Raw genomic sequence first — 17,285 nt, 5'->3', positions numbered from 1 at the left:
GTTACAATGCCATCCCATTCCGGCCTGTTCACCATCATCGAGCGCGCGGCGCGCAAGGCCGCGCCACGTCTGCGTCGCGACTTCAACGAGGTCCAGCAGCTTCAGGTGAGCCGCAAGGGGCCAGCCGATTTCGTCTCCATGGCCGATAAGCGCGCCGAGCAGACGCTGTACGAGGAATTGTCCAAGGCGCGGCCCGACTGGGGCTTCGTGATGGAAGAGCGCGGGACGATCGAGGGCGATCCGAACAAGCCGCGCTTCATCATCGATCCGCTCGACGGCACCTCGAATTTCCTCCACGGCATCCCGCACTTCGCGATGTCGATCGCGGTCGATGAGCCGCTGCCCAACGGCAAGCGCGAAGTGACGACGGCGCTCGTCTATCAGCCGCTGACCGATGAGAGCTTCTGGGCCGAAAAGGGCCGGGGCGCGTGGGTGCAGTCCGAGCGGCTGCGCGTTTCGGCGCGGCGCGATCCGTCGGAAGCGCTGATCGCCACCGGCATCCCGTTCATGGGGCATGGCGATTTCGTGCAATGGACGCGCATCTTCGGCGCTGTGGCGCCGCAGGTGGCGGGGATTCGCCGGCTCGGCTCGGCCGCGCTCGATCTCGCATGGGTCGCGGCGGGGCGGTTCGATGCCTATTGGGAAAGCAATCTCAATATCTGGGATGTCGCCGCCGGCATGTTGCTGGTGAAGGAGGCTGGCGGTTTCGTCACCGATTTCCGTGGTGGCGATCGCCCGATCGAGCGGAATGAATATCTCGCCGCCAACGACGCGCTCCATTCGAAGCTGCACAAGCTGGTGGCGAACGCGCTGCGCTAGAATCGGCAGGGTTTGAGAAAGAACGGCATCCCGTCCCCATTTTGGGGGCGGGCGGGGCGTCGCTTTGGCGGAAAACGCCGCGAAACCGTTAAATTGCGAATCATTCTCACACCTCCGACGCTTGCCCGCCCGGACCCATCCGCCTAAAGCGCCCCCATCCATTTTCGCATCTGCGAGATACCCGTGGTCGACCTGTCGCAATATCTGCCAATCCTCATGTTCCTCGGCATCGCGATCGTGCTTTCCAGCGCGTTCGTGTTCCTGCCGATGATCGCCCAACGCTTCACCGGCACGCATAATCCCACGCCGGAAAAGCTGTCGGAATATGAGTGTGGCTTTCCCGCGTTCGAGGATTCACGCAGTCAGTTCGACGTGCGGTTTTACCTCGTCGCGATTCTGTTCATCATCTTCGATCTTGAAGCCGCGTTCCTGTTTCCGTGGGCCGTCAGCGTATTCACGCTCGGCTGGACGGCATGGATCAGCATGATGATCTTCATTGGCGAGCTTGCGCTCGGCCTTGCCTATGCCTGGAAGAAAGGGGCGTTGGATTGGGAATGAGCATGTCTTCCGGCCCCGTCGAGCTGCGGCATGATCCCAGCGGGCAGGCTGTCGTGCCGCCCGATCAGGGGTTTTTCGACAGCCTTAACGGTGAACTCACCGACAAGGGCTTCCTCGTCACCTCGACGGAGGAGCTGTTCCAATGGGCCCGCACGGGCTCCTTGTGGTGGATGACCTTCGGTCTCGCGTGCTGCGCGGTCGAGATGATTCACGTCAACATGCCGCGTTACGATCTGGAGCGTTTCGGTGCCGCGCCGCGTGCGTCGCCGCGTCAGTCGGACGTGATGATCGTCGCGGGCACCCTGTGCAACAAGATGGCGCCCGCGCTCCGCAAGGTCTATGACCAGATGTCGGAGCCGAAATACGTCATCTCGATGGGCTCGTGCGCCAATGGCGGCGGCTATTATCACTACAGCTACAGCGTCGTGCGTGGCTGCGATCGGATCGTGCCCGTGGACATCTATGTCCCCGGTTGTCCGCCGACCGCGGAGGCGCTGCTTTACGGCATCATGCAGCTGCAGCGTAAGATCCGCCGGAGCGGGAGCATCGAGCGATGAAAGCGCCAGCACCGGCATTTGCCGCTGATCTGAACTCCGCCACGATCGAGACGGCGCGCGCCGCGCTCGGCGCCGCGCTGATCGATACGCGTGACGCAGTGGGCGAGGTCGCGCTGTTCGTGACGCGTGATGGACTGATCGACGCGATGATCGCGCTGCGCGATACGCCGGGCCTCGAATATCAGCAGCTCATGGAGATCGCCGGGGTCGACTTCCCGGATCGCGCGGAGCGGTTCGAGGTGGTCTATTGCATGCTCTCGCTGACCCGCAACCATCGCATTCATGTGCATGTTTCGGCGACCGAGGACACGCCCGTCCCGTCCGTCACCGATATCTGGCCGGTCGCCGGCTGGCTGGAGCGCGAGGTGTACGACATGTACGGCGTGCTGTTCGCGGGCAACCGCGATCTGCGCCGCATTCTCACCGATTACGGTTTTCGCGGCCATCCGCAGCGCAAGGATTTCCCGCTCTCGGGCTTCGTCGAGCTGCGTTATTCCGAAGAAGCGAAGCGCGTGGTCTATGAGCCGGTGCAGCTGGCGCAGGATTTCCGCAGCTTCGACTTCATGAGCCCGTGGGAAGGCGCGCAATACGTGCTGCCCGGCGACGAGAAGGCGAAGGGAGAGGGCAAGTGACCGATACCCTGACCGATCCCGCGATCGAGAAGATGCTCCACGAAACGGATGCCGCGCATCCGTCCGAGGGCGATGTCGCGATCCAGAATTACACGATCAATTTCGGCCCGCAGCATCCGGCGGCGCACGGCGTGCTCCGTCTCGTGATGGAGCTGGACGGTGAGATCGTGGAGCGTGTCGATCCGCACGTCGGGCTGCTCCATCGCGGCACCGAAAAGCTGATCGAATACAAGACCTACGCACAGGCGCTGCCCTATTTCGACCGGCTGGATTATTGCTCGCCGCTCGGCATGGAGCACAGCTTCGTGCTGGCGATTGAGAAGCTGCTCGATCTGGAGGTGCCGGCGCGCGCGCAATATCTGCGCACGTTCTTCGCCGAGCTGACCCGTATCTCGAACCATATGCTCAACCTCGGCAGCCACGTCATGGACGTTGGCGCGATGACGCCGAACCTGTGGCTGTTCGAGATTCGCGAGGATTGCCTCAACTTTTTCGAGCGTGCGTCCGGTGCGCGGATGCACTCCAACTATTTCCGGCCCGGTGGCGTCCATCAGGATGTGCCGCTGAAGCTGTTGACCGACATTGGCGACTGGCTCGACACGCGTCTGCCGCGCCTGTTCGAGGATGCGATCAGCCTCGTCGCTGACAATCGCATCTTCAAGCAGCGCAACGTCGATATCGCGGTGGTGAGCCGTGAGGATGCGATCAAATGGGGCTTCTCCGGCCCCATGATCCGTGGTTCGGGCATTCCGTGGGATCTGCGCAAGTCGCAGCCTTACGATGCCTATGCCAAGATGGATTTCGAGGTGCCGGTCGGCACGCGCGGCGATTGCTATGATCGCTTCATGGTCCGCGTCGAGGAAGTGCGTCAGTCGGCCCGCATCATGCGTCAGTGCCTGAACGAGATGCCCGACGGCCCGACCGCGTCGCTCGATCGCAAGGTGGTGCCGCCGAAGCGTGGCGAGATGAAAAGCTCGATGGAAGCGCTCATCCACCACTTCAAACTCTATTCGGAGGGCTATCACGTGCCCGCCGGCGAGGTTTACGTCGCGACCGAGAGCCCGAAGGGTGAATTCGGCGTGTATCTGGTCGCCGACGGTTCGAATAAGCCCTATCGCTGCAAGATCCGGCCGACCGCGTTCAGCCATCTTCAGGCGATGGACATGATGAGCAAGGGCCATATGCTCGCGGACACAACCGCCATTCTGGGCGCGATGGACATCGTGTTCGGGGAGTGTGATCGGTGAGCGTCGATCGGGTAGCGATCGCGCGCGAACTGATCGCGCGCTACAATGCGCAGGATGCGGACGGTTATGTCGCGCTGATGACCGACGACGCCTGCGAGGCGGGTTATCGCGGCGATGTGGTGCGCGATGGTCGCGAGGGCGTGCGGTCCGGGCTGAAGGCGATGTTCTCGCAATTCCCGCAGAATCGCGCCGACATCCTCTCCGCTTATGCGCTGGGCGAATATGTCGCGCTGCACGAAAGTGTCAGCCGCTCGGCTGAGGCGGAGCCGTTTGAGGTGATGACGATCTATACGTTTGAAGGCGACAAGGTGTCGCGTGTGGAGTTCGTGCGCTGATGGCCGACGCACCGGAAATCCCCGATGAGGCAGAGGTCCGCGCGCGCTGGGGTGCGTTCGCCTGGACCGAGGAAAACCAGAAGAAGCGCGACGAGGTTCTCGCGCGCTATCCGAAGGGGCGAGAGCAATCCGGCTCGATCCCGCTGCTCGATCTCGCGCAGCGTCAGGTCGGCGCGGAAACGAACACGCAAGGGTGGCTGCCGATCCCGGTGATCGAGTTCGTCGCGCGCGAAATCGGCGTGCCTTATATGCGCGTGCTTGAGGTCGCGAGCTTCTACACGATGTTCAACCTCGCGCCGGTCGGCCGCTATCACGTGCAGGTGTGCGGCACGACGCCGTGCATGTTGCGCGGATCGGACGATGTGCTCGCGGCATGCCGCAACAAGGGGCTCATCAAGGGCAAGACCACGCCTGACGGCGTGTTCACGCTGACCGAGGTGGAATGCCTCGGCAATTGCGCTTCGGCCCCGATGGTGCAGATCAACGACGATAATTTCGAGGATCTCGATTACGATCGCACGATCGCGATCCTCGAGGCGCTGGAGCGCGGCGAGCAGCCCAAGGCGGGCACGCAGGAGCCGGGGCGCCACACCGTCGAGCCGGTCGGCGAGCCGACCTCGCTGGCTGCGATGGTGAAGGAAAACCACGATTATCGGCCCGAATGGGGGGACGCGGCATGAGCGCAATCACCTCGCTGACCGACAAGGATCGCATCTTCACCAATCTCTACGGCTATCAGTCGTGGCATCTCGATGCCGCGCGGGCGCGTGGCGATTGGGACAATACCAAGGCGTTGCTCGATCTCGGGCAGGACAAGATCATCGACGAGATGAAGGCGTCCGGTCTGCGCGGGCGCGGCGGTGCGGGCTTCCCGACCGGCATGAAATGGTCGTTCATGCCCAAGGAGCCGCGCGCTGACCGGCCGAGCTTCCTGGTCATCAACGCCGACGAGTCCGAACCGGGCTCGTGCAAGGACCGCGAGATCATCCGCCACGATCCGCACAAGCTGATCGAAGGTGCGCTGGTCGCGGGCTTCGCGATGCGCGCGCGGGCGGCATATATCTACATTCGCGGCGAATATATCCGCGAGGCGGAGGTGCTGTTCGCCGCCGTGGCCGAGGCTTATGACGCCGGGCTGATCGGCAAGAACGCCTGCGGCTCGGGCTATGATTTCGACGTGTTCGTCCATCGTGGCGCCGGCGCCTATATCTGCGGCGAAGAAACCGCGATGCTGGAAAGCCTTGAGGGCAAGAAGGGCCAGCCGCGCCTGAAGCCGCCGTTCCCGGCGGGGGCGGGGCTCTATGGCTGCCCGACGACGGTCAACAACGTCGAATCGATCGCGGTCGCGCCGACGATCCTGCGGCGCGGCCCGGCGTGGTTCGCGAGCTTCGGTAACGAGAACAACCGGGGCACCAAGCTTTTCCAGATCTCCGGCCATGTCGAGCGTCCGTGCGTGGTCGAGGAGGCCATGTCGATCTCGTTCCGCGAGCTGATCGAAAAGCATTGCGGCGGCATTCGCGGCGGGTGGGACAATCTGCTCGCGGTGATCCCGGGCGGCTCCTCGGTGCCGCTGGTGCCGGCGAAGGACATCATCGATTGTCCGATGGATTTCGACGGTCTGAAGGCGGTCGGTTCCGGCCTTGGCACCGCGGCGATCATCGTCATGGACAAGTCCACCGATATCGTTCGGGCGATCAGCCGCATTTCATACTTCTACAAGCATGAGAGCTGCGGCCAGTGCACGCCGTGCCGTGAAGGCACCGGCTGGATGTGGCGGGTGATGGAGCGCCTGCGCACCGGCGATGCCGACATTGGCGAAATCGATATGCTCCAGCAGGTGACGAAGCAGGTGGAAGGCCACACGATCTGCGCGCTCGGCGATGCCGCCGCGTGGCCGATCCAGGGCCTGATCCGCCACTTCCGCCCCGAGCTGGAACGTCGCATCAACGAGCGTAAGGGCGGCGATGCCGTCCCCATGCAGGAAGCTGCCGAATAATGCCTAAGGTCAAAGTCGACGGCGTTGAGATCGAGGTGCCACAGGGCGCCACCGTGCTGCAGGCGTGCGAGCTTGCCGGCAAGGAGATCCCGCGCTTCTGCTATCACGAACGGCTCTCGATCGCCGGCAATTGCCGCATGTGTCTGGTCGAGGTGAAGCCGGGACCGCCCAAGCCGCAGGCAAGCTGCGCGCTGCCGGCGGCGGAAAATCAGGAAATCTTCACCAACACCCCGATGGTGAAGAACGCCCGCGAGGGCGTGATGGAATTCCTGTTGATCAACCACCCGCTCGATTGCCCGATCTGCGATCAGGGGGGCGAGTGCGATCTGCAGGATCAGTCGATCGCTTATGGCCGCGGCACCTCGCGCTTCGAGGAAAACAAGCGCGCGGTGACCGAGAAGTACATGGGGCCGATCGTCAAGACGGTGATGACGCGCTGCATCCAGTGCACGCGTTGCATCCGCTTTGCCGAGGAAGTGGCGGGCGTCGAGGAAATCGGCGCGCTCTATCGCGGCGAGAACATGCAGATCACCTCCTATCTGGAGGAAGCGGTCACCAGCGAGCTTTCGGGCAATGTGGTCGATCTCTGCCCGGTCGGCGCGCTGACCTCGAAGCCTTATGCGTTCGAGGCGCGCCCGTGGGAGTTGCAGAAGACGCTGACCATCGACGTGATGGACGCGGTCGGCACCAACATCCGCCTCGACAGCCGTGGGCGTCAGGTGCTGCGCTGCGTGCCGCGCATCAACGAAGACGTGAACGAGGAGTGGGCGACCGACAAGACGCGCCACGCGGTTGATGGCCTCGTCCGTCGCCGGCTCGATCGTCCATTCGTGCGCCGTGACGGCAAGCTGGTCGAAGCGACGTGGGACGAAGCCTTTGCCGCGATCGCGGACGTGGCGAAGAACGCGGGCGACAGCGTTGCCGTCGTCGCGGGCGATCTGGTTGATTGCGAAACGATGTTCGCGGCCAAGGCGTTGGCGAAGTCGTTCGGCTCGTCGCTGCTCGAAGGGCGGCAGACGGGCATGGATTATGACACGTCCAGCCTCGCCGCGGTGAATTTCAACAGCACGATCGCTGGCGTCGAGACGGCGGACGCGATCCTGCTGGTCGGCACCGATCTGCGCTGGGAAGCGAGCCTCGTTAACACGCGCGTGCGCAAGGCGATCAAGAAGGGCGCGAAGGTATTCGCGGTCGGCCCGGAAACCGATCTCACCTATAAGGTCGAGCGACTGGGCGAAGATCTTTCCGTGCTCGCCAAGCTGCCGGAAGCGGTGACCGAGGCGTTCGCCAAGGCCGAGCGGCCGATGGTGATCGTCGGTGGCGGTGCGCTGAAGGGCGCGCACGGTGCCGCGCTGGCGCTGGTCGAGCCGCTGGGCCTCGTGAAGGACGGCTGGAACGGCTTCAATGTCGTTCACATGGCGGCGAGCCGGATGGGCGGGCTGATGCTCGGCTACGCGCAAAAGGCCGGTATCTCGGTGCTTTACGATGCGAAGCTCGCATTCTTTCTCGGTGCGGACGAATGCGATTTCGCGAAGTTCGCCGGCTTCAAGGTCTATATCGGCCACCATGGCGACAATGGCGCGCATCACGCGGATGTCGTGTTGCCGGGCGCGAGCTATGCCGAGAAGTCGGGCACCTGGGTCAACCTCGAAGGCCGCGTCCAGCGTGGCGAGCGCGCGGTGTTCGCACCGGGTGACGCACGCGATGACTGGACGATCCTGCGCGCTTTGTCCGAAAAGCTCGGCAAGACGCTGCCGTTCGACACGATCGAGGAACTGCGCGCCGCGATGGCCGTGGACTGCCCCGATCTGGCGAACACCGGGCTCGTCACCTTCGCGTGGAACCCGCCGGCGCTCGCTGCGACGGCGGAGGGCGCGATGGCGGGCTATCCGATCAAGGATTTCTATCTCACCAACGCGATCTGCCGCGCATCGCCCACGATGCAGCGCTGCTCGGCGGAACTGATCCACGGTGAGACCTTCGCGGAGGCGGCGGAGTGACCGAGTTTTTCCAAAATACCGTCGGCCTGCCCTATGACTGGGCGTGGTTCGTCGCCACGCTGGTGGGCATTCTGGTCATCGCACTGCCGCTGATGCTGGCGGTGGCGATGATCATCTATGCCGACCGCAAGATCTGGGCGGCGATGGCGCTGCGGCGCGGGCCGAACGTGGTCGGGCCCTTTGGCCTGCTCCAGTCGTTCGCGGACGGGCTGAAAGTCTTCCTTCAGGAAACGATCATCCCGTCGGCGGCCAATCGCGGGCTCTTCATCCTCGCGCCGATCATCACCTTCACGGTGGCGCTGATCGTGTGGGCGGTGGTGCCCTTCCAGCTTGGCGTCGTGCTGTCCGACATCAATGTCGGCTTGCTTTACGTGCTCGCGGCATCGTCGCTCGGCGTTTACGGCATCATCCTCGCGGGCTGGTCGTCGAACTCCAAATATCCGTTCTTCTCGGCGATCCGCGCGGCGGCGCAGATGGTCAGTTACGAAGTCGCGATTGGGTTCATCCTGATTTCGATCGTGATGTGGGCGGGGACGTTCAACCTTACGGGCATCGTCGAGGCGCAGCGCGGGGTGCTGGGAACGCCGATCAACGGCTTCTTCCTCAATCCGCTGCTGTTCCCGATGGCGGTGATGTTCTTCATCTCGTCACTGGCCGAGACGCAGCGTGCGCCGTTCGATCTGACCGAGGCGGAAAGCGAGCTGGTCGCGGGTTATCAGACGGAATATTCGTCGATGAGCTTCGCGCTCTACTGGCTCGGCGAATATGCCAACGTGATCCTGATGTGCACGCTGAACGCCACCCTGTTCTGGGGCGGCTATCTGCCGCCGTTCGACTGGGCGCCGCTTTATGCGGTGCCGGGGATCATCTGGCTGTTCATCAAGATCCTCGTTTTCTTCTTCATGTTCAGTTGGGTAAAAGCGACAGTCCCGCGCTATCGCTATGACCAGTTGATGCGGCTGGGCTGGAAGGTGTTTCTGCCGGTTTCGCTGCTGTTTGTGTTCCTCGTTTCCGGCGTCCTCATGTGGATGCGGGTAGGGTTCTGACGATGGGTATCGCATCGACGATCAAGGCTTTCACTCTCTGGGAGTTCGTGAAGGCGCACGCCTTGACCTTGAAGTATTTCTTCAAGCCCAAGGCGACGATCAACTATCCGTTCGAACGCAACCCGATCAGTCCGCGCTTCCGCGGCGAACATGCGCTGCGCCGCTATCCCAACGGGGAAGAGCGCTGCATCGCGTGCAAGCTGTGCGAGGCGATCTGTCCGGCGCAGGCGATCACGATCGAGGCCGAGCCGCGTGACGACGGCAGCCGCCGCACCACGCGCTACGACATCGATATGACGAAGTGCATCTATTGCGGGCTTTGCCAGGAGGCATGCCCGGTCGACGCGATCGTCGAGGGGCCGAATTACGAATTCGCCACCGAGACGCGCGAAGAACTGATCTACGACAAGGCAAAGCTGCTCGATAACGGTGACCGGTGGGAACGCGCGATCGCGGCCAACCTTGCCGCCGATGCGGCATATCGGTAGGCGCGCAGTGAATTCAGGGGCTCTCATGATTCTGGCGGAGAACGGCCGGTGATACAGGCGTTCGCCTTCTATCTTTTCGCGATCGTCGTGCTGCTTTCGGGCGCGATGACGATCTCGTCGCGTAACCCGGTCCATTCGGTACTGTGGCTGATCCTCGCGTTCTTCAACGCGGCGGGGCTGATGGTGCTGGTGGGCGCGGAGTTCATCGCGATGCTGCTCGTCATCGTTTATGTCGGCGCGGTCGCGGTGTTGTTCCTCTTCGTGGTGATGATGCTGGACATCGATTTCGCGGAGATGCGGGCGGGCTTCGTGCGCTATGCGGCGATCGGGCTGGTGCTGGCTGTAGCGCTGGTGTGCGAGATGCTGATCGGCGTCGGTGCGTGGAGCGCGGGCGGGATTGATCTCGCGCGGCGCGCGGCGCCGGTCGATCACGCGATTCCGAACATTCAGGCGATCGGCAACCTGCTTTACACGCGCTATCTGTTCGTGTTCGAGGGCGCCGGCCTAGTGCTGCTGGTGGCGATGATCGGCGCGATCGTGCTCACCCACCGCGAGCGCAAGGGCGTCCGGGCGCAGAATATCGCACGCCAGGTCGCGCGGCGGCCTGAAGAGGCGACACGTAACATGCGGCCCGAAGTGGGCCAGGGGGTGCAGCTGTGAGCGGCTCAATCGGCCTGATCCACTATCTCGTCGTGGCGGCGATCCTGTTCACGATGGGCGTGCTGGGGATCTTCCTCAACCGCAAGAACATCATCGTCATTCTGATGGCGATCGAACTGATCCTGCTCGCGGTGAACATCAACCTCGTGGCATTTTCCGCGGCGCTCAACGATCTGGTGGGCCAGGTGTTCGCCATGTTCGTGCTGACCGTCGCCGCCGGCGAGGCCGCGATCGGCCTTGCCATCCTCGTTATCTTCTTCCGTGGCCGTGGGTCGATCTCGGTCGATGATCCCAGCCGGATGAAGGGATAAAGCGTGACCTCGATCCTTTTCATCGTTTTCCTGCCGCTGCTCGCTGCGGCGATCGCCGGGCTGGGCAATCGTGCGCTCGGCAACACCGTCGCCAAGTCGCTGACGACTGGCGCGCTGTTCATCTCATGCGCTTTGTCGTGGCCGGTATTCATCGGTTTCATGACGGGCAGCCTGAGCGAGAGCGTCACGCCGGTGCTGCACTTCCTCACCTCCGGCTCGTTTGACGCGAGCTGGGCGCTGCGCGTCGATGCGCTGACTGCCGTGATGCTGGTGGTGATCACCAGCGTCTCCGCGCTCGTCCATCTGTATAGCTGGGGCTATATGGCGGAAGATCCGGATCAGCCGCGCTTCTTCGCCTATCTCTCGCTGTTCACCTTCGCGATGCTGATGCTCGTGACGGCGGACAATCTGATCCAGATGTTCTTCGGCTGGGAAGGCGTCGGCCTCGCGAGCTATCTGCTGATCGGCTTCTGGTTCAAGAAGCCGAGCGCCAATGCCGCCGCGATCAAGGCGTTCGTCGTCAACCGCGTCGGCGATCTTGGCTTCATGCTCGGTATTTTCGGCACCTATCTGGTGTTCAACACCGTCTCGATCCCGGAGATTCTGCACGCGGCGCCCGGCATGGCCGGCTCCACGATCGGTTTCCTCGGCTATCGCTTTGACACGATGACCGTGCTCTGCCTGCTGTTGTTCGTCGGCGCGATGGGCAAGTCTGCCCAGCTCGGCCTGCACACCTGGTTGCCGGACGCGATGGAAGGCCCGACGCCGGTCAGCGCGCTGATCCACGCCGCGACGATGGTCACGGCCGGCGTGTTCATGGTGTGTCGCCTGTCGCCGATGTTCGAAACGTCGCAGACCGCGCTGCATGTCGTCACCGCCGTCGGCGCCGCGACCTGCATCTTCGCCGCGACTATCGGCACGACGCAGACGGACATCAAGCGCGTCATCGCTTATTCGACCTGTTCGCAGCTCGGCTATATGTTCTTCGCCGCCGGCGTCGGCGCTTATGGCGCGGCGATGTTCCACCTGTTCACGCACGCCTTCTTCAAGGCGCTGCTGTTCCTGGGGGCCGGCTCGGTGATCCATGCGATGCACCATGAGCAGGACATGCGCTATTATGGCGGCCTGCGTAAGCATATCCCGGTCACCTTCTGGGCGATGTTGCTGGGCACGCTGGCGATCACGGGTGTTGGCATCTATGGTGTCGGCGGCTTCGCGGGCTATCACTCGAAGGATGGCATCCTCGAGGCAGCATGGGCGGCCGGGCAGCCGGGCGCATTCTGGACCGGTATCTTCGCCGCGCTGCTGACCAGCTTCTACTCGTGGCGCCTGATGTTCCTCACCTTCTGGGGCAAGCCGCGCTGGGCCGCGTCGGAGCATATCCAGCACGCAGTTCACGATGGGCACGGCCATCATGACAATCCGGCCGATGAACATGCTGCGCCCGTTACGCATGCACACGACATCGGCGTTCATCAGATGGCGACGGGAACGGCGGGCTATCACCCGCATGAAAGCCCGCTCAACATGCTGATCCCGCTGATCGCACTGTCGATCGGCGCGGTTGCCGCCGGCTTCGTGTTCCATGGCTGGTTCATCGAGCCGACCGCCGGCGAGACGTTCTGGCGTGGCTCGATCGCGTTCAACGAGCATCTGATGCACGCGATGCACGAGGTGCCGATCTGGGTGAAGCTCGCCGCGACCGTGGTGATGCTGCTCGGTTTCACGACCGCCTGGATCGCTTACATCGTGCGTACCGACATTCCGGCGCGCTTCACCGCGACGTTCGAGGTGCTGTACGATTTCGTGTACAACAAATGGTATTTCGACGAATTGTACGACCTGCTGTTCGTTCGCCCCTCCTTCGCCATCGGCCGCTTCCTGTGGCACAAGGGTGACGAGGGGACGATCGACCGCTTCGGGCCGAATGGATCGGCCTGGGTGGTGCAGCTCGGCAGTCGTGTCGCGTCACGCATCCAGACGGGGTATGTTTACACTTATGCGTTCGTCATGCTGATCGGGCTCACCGCCGCGGTCACCTGGGTCATCGCGGGTTGAGGTGGGGCAGATGAACGGCTTTCCAATCCTCTCCGTCATGTTGCTGGTGCCCGCGCTTGCCGCGGCCGCCTGCCTCTTCCTTTCGGCTTCGCAAGCGCGCTGGCTCGCGCTCGCGGCGACGCTGGTCAATCTCGCGCTCGGCGTCGTGCTGTGGCTCAGCTTCGACATCGGCGGGGCACAGTGGCAATTCGTCGAGCATGCGCCGATCTTCGGCCGGTTCGGCTGGTCGCTCGGCATCGACGGCTTCGCGCTGCTGCTGATCGAGCTGTCGGTATTCCTGATGCCGATCTGCATCGGCGCCTCGTGGGAGGCGATCGAGAAGCGCGTCCCGGAATATATGAGCCTGTTCCTGTTCACGGAGGTGCTGATGATCGGCACGTTCGCGGCACAGGATCTGTTCCTGTTCTACATCTTCTTCGAAGCCGGCCTGATCCCGATGTATCTGATCATCGGCATCTGGGGCGGGGCGAACCGGATCTACGCGTCGTACAAGTTCTTCCTGTACACGCTGCTCGGCTCGGTCGTGATGTTCATCGCGATGCTTTACATGAGCATCACGGCGGGCACGACCTCGATCCCGGCGCTGATGGCTTATGACTTCCCGGCGCACGTGCAGACATGGCTATGGTTGGCCTTCTTCGCCTCGTTCGCGGTGAAGATGCCGATGTGGCCGGTCCACACCTGGTTGCCCGACGCGCACGTTCAGGCGCCGACCGCAGGGTCTGTGATCCTGGCTGGCGTGCTGCTGAAGCTCGGCGGATACGGCTTCCTGCGTTTCTCGCTGCCGATGTTCCCGGAAGCGTCCGCGCAGTTTGTCTGGCTGATCTTCGGGCTGTCCGCAGTCGCGGTGATCTACACCAGCCTCGTCGCGCTGGTGCAGTCCGACATGAAGAAGCTGATCGCTTATTCGTCGGTCGCGCACATGGCGATCGTCACCATCGGGCTGTTCGCATTCAATGCGCAGGGTATCGAAGGCGCGATGATGGTGATGCTGGGCCACGGCCTGGTATCGGGTGCGCTCTTCCTGTGCGTGGGCGTGATCTATGATCGCCTGCACACCCGAGAGATTTCGCGCTACGGTGGATTGGCGCAGAACATGCCGCGCTATGCGGTGCTGTTCCTGCTGTTCACCATGGCCTCGATCGGTCTGCCGGGGACGAGCAACTTCGTCGGCGAATTGCTGAGCCTGATGGGCGCTTATCAGGTGTCGACCACGATCACCTTGCTTTGCACCACCGGCATCATTCTGGGCGCGGCCTATATGCTGTATCTCTATCGCCGGGTCGTGTTCGGCGAGATCAAGTCGGAAGACGTTCGCGCGATGCCCGATCTGTCAAAGCGTGAATTGTGGCTGCTTGCCCCGATCGCCGCCGTCGTATTGTGGATGGGCGTTTATCCGGAAAGCTTCCTCGCGCCGATGCGCAAGGATACGCAGGCGCTGCTGGCACGGATCGACCGTGCCAAGCCCGCTGGTGACTCGTTGCCGACCAAGGGGACCGGGGTGATCCCGGCCGCTCATGCCGAAACTGCCGCGCATGGGGAGGCGCACTGATGGATTACGCCGCTCAGCTTGCGATGACGCTGCCGGAGGTGGTGCTGTCGTTGGGCGCGCTCGCGCTGATGATGGTCGCCGCCTGGACCGGCCCGCACGCGACCCGCGCCATTTCGTGGACCGCCGTGGCGGTGCTCGCCGGCGCGTGCGTCGCGCTCGTCGGGCCCGCCTCGTCCGGCGGAAGCGCGTTCGACGGCCTGTATCGTGCCGACGCGTTCGCCGGTTTCGCCAAGGCCCTGATTTATCTCGCTGCCGCGATTTCGATCCTGCTCGCGCCGGGCTTCTTCCAGCGCACTGCGGGTGAAGACCTGCGCCCGGAATATCCGGTGCTGATCCTGCTCTCCGCGGTCGGCATGGGGATCATGGTGTCGGCCTCCGATATGCTGACGCTCTATGTCGGTCTCGAGTTGCAGAGCCTTGCCGCTTATGTGCTGGCGAGCTTCATGCGGCGCGACGCGCGTTCGGCGGAGGCGGGGCTGAAGTATTTCGTGCTCGGCGCGCTGGCGAGCGGCATCCTGCTCTATGGCATCAGCCTCGTATATGGCTTCACGGGCTCGACCACGTTCGATCAGATCGCCGGTGCTTATGCCGCGGCGCCGCTCAGCGGCAGCGGCAAGTCGCTGGGGCTGATGTTCGGGCTGGTGTTCGTCTTCGCCGGTCTCGCGTTCAAGATTTCGGCCGTCCCGTTCCACATGTGGACGCCGGACGTGTACGAAGGTGCGCCCACGCCGGTGACGGCGTTCTTCGCCTCCGCCCCGAAGGTGGCGGCGATGGCGCTCTCGGTTCGTGTCGCGGTTGATGCGATGGGGCCGGCCGAGGATCAGTGGCGCCAGATCGTCATCTTCGCGGCACTCGCCTCGATCCTGCTCGGCGCGGTCGCGGCGATCGGTCAGCGCAACATCAAGCGGCTGCTGGCCTATTCGTCGATCAACAACGTCGGCTTCGCGCTGATCGGTCTTGCCGCCGGCACGCCCGAGGGCGTCTCCGCCGTGCTGACCTATATGGCGATCTATATCGCGATGACGCTCGGCTCGTTCCTCGTCGTGCTTCAGATGCGCACGCCCGAAGGCGAGCCGATCGAGACGGTCGCATCGCTCTCCGGCCTGTCGAAGACGCGCCCCGGGCTGGCATTCGCGCTGGCGATCTTCATGTTCAGCCTCGCCGGCATCCCGCCGCTGTTCGGCTTCTACGCCAAGTTCGCGGTATTCTATGCCGCGGTTCAGGCGGGGCTGTTCCCGCTGGCGGTGGTGGGTATCGCGATGAGCGTGATCAGCGCTTATTATTACCTGCGCGTGGTCAAGACGATGTACTTCGACGAACCGGCGGCGGCATATGGCCCCGGCGACAAGCTGGAAGGCGGGTTGATCGTGATCACCGCCGCGATGGTTTCGCCGCTCGGCTATCTCGCCATCCCGCTGCTCGGCGGCTGGACCATGGCAGCGGCGAAGGCGCTGTTCTGACGCGTATCATCACCGTCGCGGAGACGGGGTCGACCAACGCCGATCTCCTCGAGCTCGCCGCTGGCGGTGCGGAGGATGGCCTGTGGCTTCGCGCCGAACGGCAGCTTGCCGGGCGCGGTAGGCAGGGGCGGCCCTGGGCTTCGCCGGAGGGCAATCTCTACGCGAGCACGCTCGTGCGGCTGCGTCCGGGCGATCCGTCCGCCGCATCGCTGGCGCTGGTCGCGGCGGTCGCGCTGGAGGAGGTCGTCGCGCGGCTCGTTCCGCGTGGGACGATGCTGAAATGGCCGAACGACCTGCTCGTCTCAGGGGCCAAGCTCTCCGGCATTCTGCTGGAGCGGGTTGGTGACAATGTCGTGATCGGCATCGGCGTGAACGTCGCCCATCATCCCGATCTCGCCGACCGGCGCGCCACCAGCATTGCGGAACAGGGGGCCGCGATCACGCCGGCCGCGCTGCTCGATCGGCTGGCCGAGATGCTGGCGGCATGGATCGGCATCTGGCGCGGGCAGGGCCTGTCGCCGATCGTCGCGCGCTGGATCGAGCGCGCGCATCCCGTCGGGACGCCGCTCACCGCGCGCCTCGCAGATGGCACCGCGCTCGATGGTAACTTCGAAACAATGGCGCAGGACGGTGCATTGGTGCTGCGCTTGGCGGACGGCTCGACCCGTGTCATCCACGCGGGCGACGTGTTTCTGGTCTGAAGGGGAAAGAGGATGCTGCTGGCGATCGATGCCGGAAACACCAACATCGTCTTCGCGTTGCTTGACGAGCGCACGATCAAGGCGCGCTGGCGCATCGCCACCGATCCGCGCCGGACGGCCGACGAATATGCGGTGTGGCTCAATCAGCTGCTGATCCTGGAGGGCTTTGACCGCGCGATGATCGACGCGGTGATCATCTCGACCGTCGTGCCGCGCGCGCTTCACAATCTTCAGGTGCTGGCGAGCAAATATTTCGGGCAGGACGCGTTGATCGCCGGTCGTCCCCCGGTCGATTGGGGTATCGCGATAGATGTTGACGAGCCGCAATCGCTGGGTGCCGATCGCGCGGTGAATACCATCGCGGCGCATGAGCTGCATGATGGCGACCTGATCGTGATCGATTTCGGCACCGCCACCACCTTCGATCACTCGGATTATACCGGCGCCTATAAGGGCGGGATCATCGCGCCCGGCATCAATCTGTCGCTCGATGCCCTGTTCAACGCCGCGGCCAAGCTGCCGCGCATCGCGATCGAGGCGCCGCGCGCAGATCTTGGCGTGATTGGCCGCAACACCGTCGATCAGATGAACATCGGCATCTATTGGGGCTATATCTCGATGATCGAGGGCCTCGTCGCGCGGATGAAGGCGGAAGTCGGGCGGCCGGTGAAGGTCGTGGCGACCGGCGGCCTCGCCACCTTGTTCGAGCAACACACCAACGTGTTCGACGTGATCGAGCCGGATCTGACCATTCAGGGGCTGGCGATCATGTGGGAACGCGCCCATACCAATTAAGAACTCGCCCCGATTACATGGGGCGTCCGCTCCGATGAAGCGCAATGCGACCGGGGCGCCCAGTTAGGAT

17 protein-coding genes and 1 pseudogene are annotated in these 17,285 nt (G+C 63.6%); all 18 read left to right on the top strand.

Going from position 1 to position 17,285, the window contains the following annotated elements; translation table 11 throughout:
- Positions 1 to 6: 6 nt before the first annotated feature.
- The 18 genes and pseudogenes from P0Y64_17165 to P0Y64_17080 all read left to right on the top strand — a co-directional run bounded on the left by P0Y64_17165 (position 7) and on the right by P0Y64_17080 (position 17,215).
- A complete protein-coding gene (locus P0Y64_17165; GenBank protein WEK43043.1) occupies positions 7 to 819 on the top strand; it encodes an inositol monophosphatase family protein in 813 nt (270 codons plus the stop codon).
- 183 nt (positions 820 to 1,002) lie between these two features.
- Positions 1,003 to 1,377, top strand: a complete 375-nt coding sequence (locus tag P0Y64_17160; GenBank protein ID WEK43042.1) for an NADH-quinone oxidoreductase subunit A — start codon at positions 1,003 to 1,005, stop codon at positions 1,375 to 1,377.
- Between the two features lie 2 nt (positions 1,378 to 1,379).
- Positions 1,380 to 1,934, top strand: coding sequence for an NADH-quinone oxidoreductase subunit B (locus P0Y64_17155; protein ID WEK45102.1), 555 nt, complete (start codon positions 1,380 to 1,382; stop codon positions 1,932 to 1,934).
- Positions 1,931 to 2,551, top strand: a pseudogene (locus tag P0Y64_17150) (NADH-quinone oxidoreductase subunit C). The gene P0Y64_17155 and the pseudogene P0Y64_17150 overlap by 4 nt, the downstream one beginning before the upstream one ends.
- Positions 2,552 to 2,598: 47 nt before the next feature.
- On the top strand, positions 2,599 to 3,813 hold the full coding sequence (locus tag P0Y64_17145) for an NADH-quinone oxidoreductase subunit D (GenBank protein WEK45101.1): 1,215 nt from the start codon (positions 2,599 to 2,601) through the stop codon (positions 3,811 to 3,813).
- Positions 3,810 to 4,148, top strand: coding sequence for a nuclear transport factor 2 family protein (locus P0Y64_17140; protein ID WEK43041.1), 339 nt, complete (start codon positions 3,810 to 3,812; stop codon positions 4,146 to 4,148). Before P0Y64_17145 ends, P0Y64_17140 begins: the two co-directional genes overlap by 4 nt.
- Complete coding sequence (locus tag P0Y64_17135; protein ID WEK43040.1) at positions 4,148 to 4,828, top strand: NAD(P)H-dependent oxidoreductase subunit E; 681 nt, start codon at positions 4,148 to 4,150, stop codon at positions 4,826 to 4,828. The genes P0Y64_17140 and P0Y64_17135 overlap by 1 nt, the downstream gene beginning before the upstream one ends.
- Positions 4,825 to 6,144 (top strand): NADH-quinone oxidoreductase subunit NuoF, encoded by a 1,320-nt coding sequence (nuoF, locus tag P0Y64_17130; GenBank protein WEK43039.1) that lies wholly within the window; start codon positions 4,825 to 4,827, stop codon positions 6,142 to 6,144. Before P0Y64_17135 ends, nuoF begins: the two co-directional genes overlap by 4 nt.
- Positions 6,144 to 8,144, top strand: coding sequence for an NADH-quinone oxidoreductase subunit NuoG (nuoG, locus tag P0Y64_17125; GenBank protein WEK43038.1), 2,001 nt, complete (start codon positions 6,144 to 6,146; stop codon positions 8,142 to 8,144). The genes nuoF and nuoG overlap by 1 nt, the downstream gene beginning before the upstream one ends.
- The gene (nuoH, locus tag P0Y64_17120) at positions 8,141 to 9,190 is read left to right on the top strand and encodes an NADH-quinone oxidoreductase subunit NuoH (protein ID WEK43037.1); all 1,050 of its coding nucleotides are present in this window, start codon (positions 8,141 to 8,143) and stop codon (positions 9,188 to 9,190) included. The genes nuoG and nuoH overlap by 4 nt, the downstream gene beginning before the upstream one ends.
- Positions 9,191 to 9,192: 2 nt before the next feature.
- Positions 9,193 to 9,678 carry an NADH-quinone oxidoreductase subunit NuoI gene (nuoI, locus tag P0Y64_17115; GenBank protein ID WEK43036.1) on the top strand — a complete coding sequence of 162 codons (486 nt, stop codon included), beginning with the start codon at positions 9,193 to 9,195 and terminating at the stop codon, positions 9,676 to 9,678.
- 48 nt (positions 9,679 to 9,726) lie between these two features.
- Positions 9,727 to 10,338 carry an NADH-quinone oxidoreductase subunit J gene (locus P0Y64_17110; GenBank protein WEK43035.1) on the top strand — a complete coding sequence of 204 codons (612 nt, stop codon included), beginning with the start codon at positions 9,727 to 9,729 and terminating at the stop codon, positions 10,336 to 10,338.
- Positions 10,339 to 10,391: 53 nt separating this feature from the next.
- Entirely contained in the window at positions 10,392 to 10,649 is a 258-nt protein-coding gene (gene nuoK, locus P0Y64_17105; GenBank protein WEK45100.1) for an NADH-quinone oxidoreductase subunit NuoK, read from the top strand.
- Positions 10,650 to 10,652: 3 nt separating this feature from the next.
- The gene (gene nuoL / locus P0Y64_17100; protein ID WEK43034.1) at positions 10,653 to 12,707 is read left to right on the top strand and encodes an NADH-quinone oxidoreductase subunit L; all 2,055 of its coding nucleotides are present in this window, start codon (positions 10,653 to 10,655) and stop codon (positions 12,705 to 12,707) included.
- 10 nt (positions 12,708 to 12,717) lie between these two features.
- Positions 12,718 to 14,259: an NADH-quinone oxidoreductase subunit M gene (locus P0Y64_17095; GenBank protein WEK43033.1), complete on the top strand. Its 1,542-nt coding sequence runs from the start codon at positions 12,718 to 12,720 to the stop codon at positions 14,257 to 14,259.
- Positions 14,259 to 15,719 (top strand): NADH-quinone oxidoreductase subunit NuoN, encoded by a 1,461-nt coding sequence (nuoN, locus tag P0Y64_17090; GenBank protein ID WEK43032.1) that lies wholly within the window; start codon positions 14,259 to 14,261, stop codon positions 15,717 to 15,719. Before P0Y64_17095 ends, nuoN begins: the two co-directional genes overlap by 1 nt.
- A 5-nt stretch (positions 15,720 to 15,724) precedes the next feature.
- On the top strand, positions 15,725 to 16,420 hold the full coding sequence (locus P0Y64_17085; protein ID WEK45099.1) for a biotin--[acetyl-CoA-carboxylase] ligase: 696 nt from the start codon (positions 15,725 to 15,727) through the stop codon (positions 16,418 to 16,420).
- Between the two features lie 12 nt (positions 16,421 to 16,432).
- Positions 16,433 to 17,215, top strand: a complete 783-nt coding sequence (locus P0Y64_17080) for a type III pantothenate kinase (GenBank protein WEK43031.1) — start codon at positions 16,433 to 16,435, stop codon at positions 17,213 to 17,215.
- Positions 17,216 to 17,285 lie beyond the last annotated feature (70 nt).

Origin of the sequence: Candidatus Sphingomonas colombiensis (assembly GCA_029202845.1) — a bacterium.
GTDB lineage: Bacteria > Pseudomonadota > Alphaproteobacteria > Sphingomonadales > Sphingomonadaceae > Sphingomonas > Sphingomonas colombiensis.
The sequence above is the reverse complement of the archived record's forward strand: the minus strand, read 5'-3'. Positions and strand labels throughout refer to the sequence as shown.

What these genes read in the sequence shown, in the direction of transcription:
- P0Y64_17165 (WEK43043.1), top strand. Translation starts at nt 7, where the DNA reads ATGCCATCCCATTCCGGCCTGTTCACCATCATCGAGCGCGCGGCGCGC.
- P0Y64_17155 (WEK45102.1), top strand. Translation starts at nt 1,380, where the DNA reads ATGTCTTCCGGCCCCGTCGAGCTGCGGCATGATCCCAGCGGGCAGGCT.
- P0Y64_17145 (WEK45101.1), top strand. Translation starts at nt 2,599, where the DNA reads ATGCTCCACGAAACGGATGCCGCGCATCCGTCCGAGGGCGATGTCGCG.
- P0Y64_17135 (WEK43040.1), top strand. Translation starts at nt 4,148, where the DNA reads ATGGCCGACGCACCGGAAATCCCCGATGAGGCAGAGGTCCGCGCGCGC.
- nuoF (WEK43039.1), top strand. Translation starts at nt 4,825, where the DNA reads ATGAGCGCAATCACCTCGCTGACCGACAAGGATCGCATCTTCACCAAT.
- nuoG (WEK43038.1), top strand. Translation starts at nt 6,144, where the DNA reads ATGCCTAAGGTCAAAGTCGACGGCGTTGAGATCGAGGTGCCACAGGGC.
- nuoI (WEK43036.1), top strand. Translation starts at nt 9,193, where the DNA reads ATGGGTATCGCATCGACGATCAAGGCTTTCACTCTCTGGGAGTTCGTG.
- nuoK (WEK45100.1), top strand. Translation starts at nt 10,392, where the DNA reads ATGGGCGTGCTGGGGATCTTCCTCAACCGCAAGAACATCATCGTCATT.
- P0Y64_17095 (WEK43033.1), top strand. Translation starts at nt 12,718, where the DNA reads ATGAACGGCTTTCCAATCCTCTCCGTCATGTTGCTGGTGCCCGCGCTT.
- nuoN (WEK43032.1), top strand. Translation starts at nt 14,259, where the DNA reads ATGGATTACGCCGCTCAGCTTGCGATGACGCTGCCGGAGGTGGTGCTG.
- P0Y64_17080 (WEK43031.1), top strand. Translation starts at nt 16,433, where the DNA reads ATGCTGCTGGCGATCGATGCCGGAAACACCAACATCGTCTTCGCGTTG.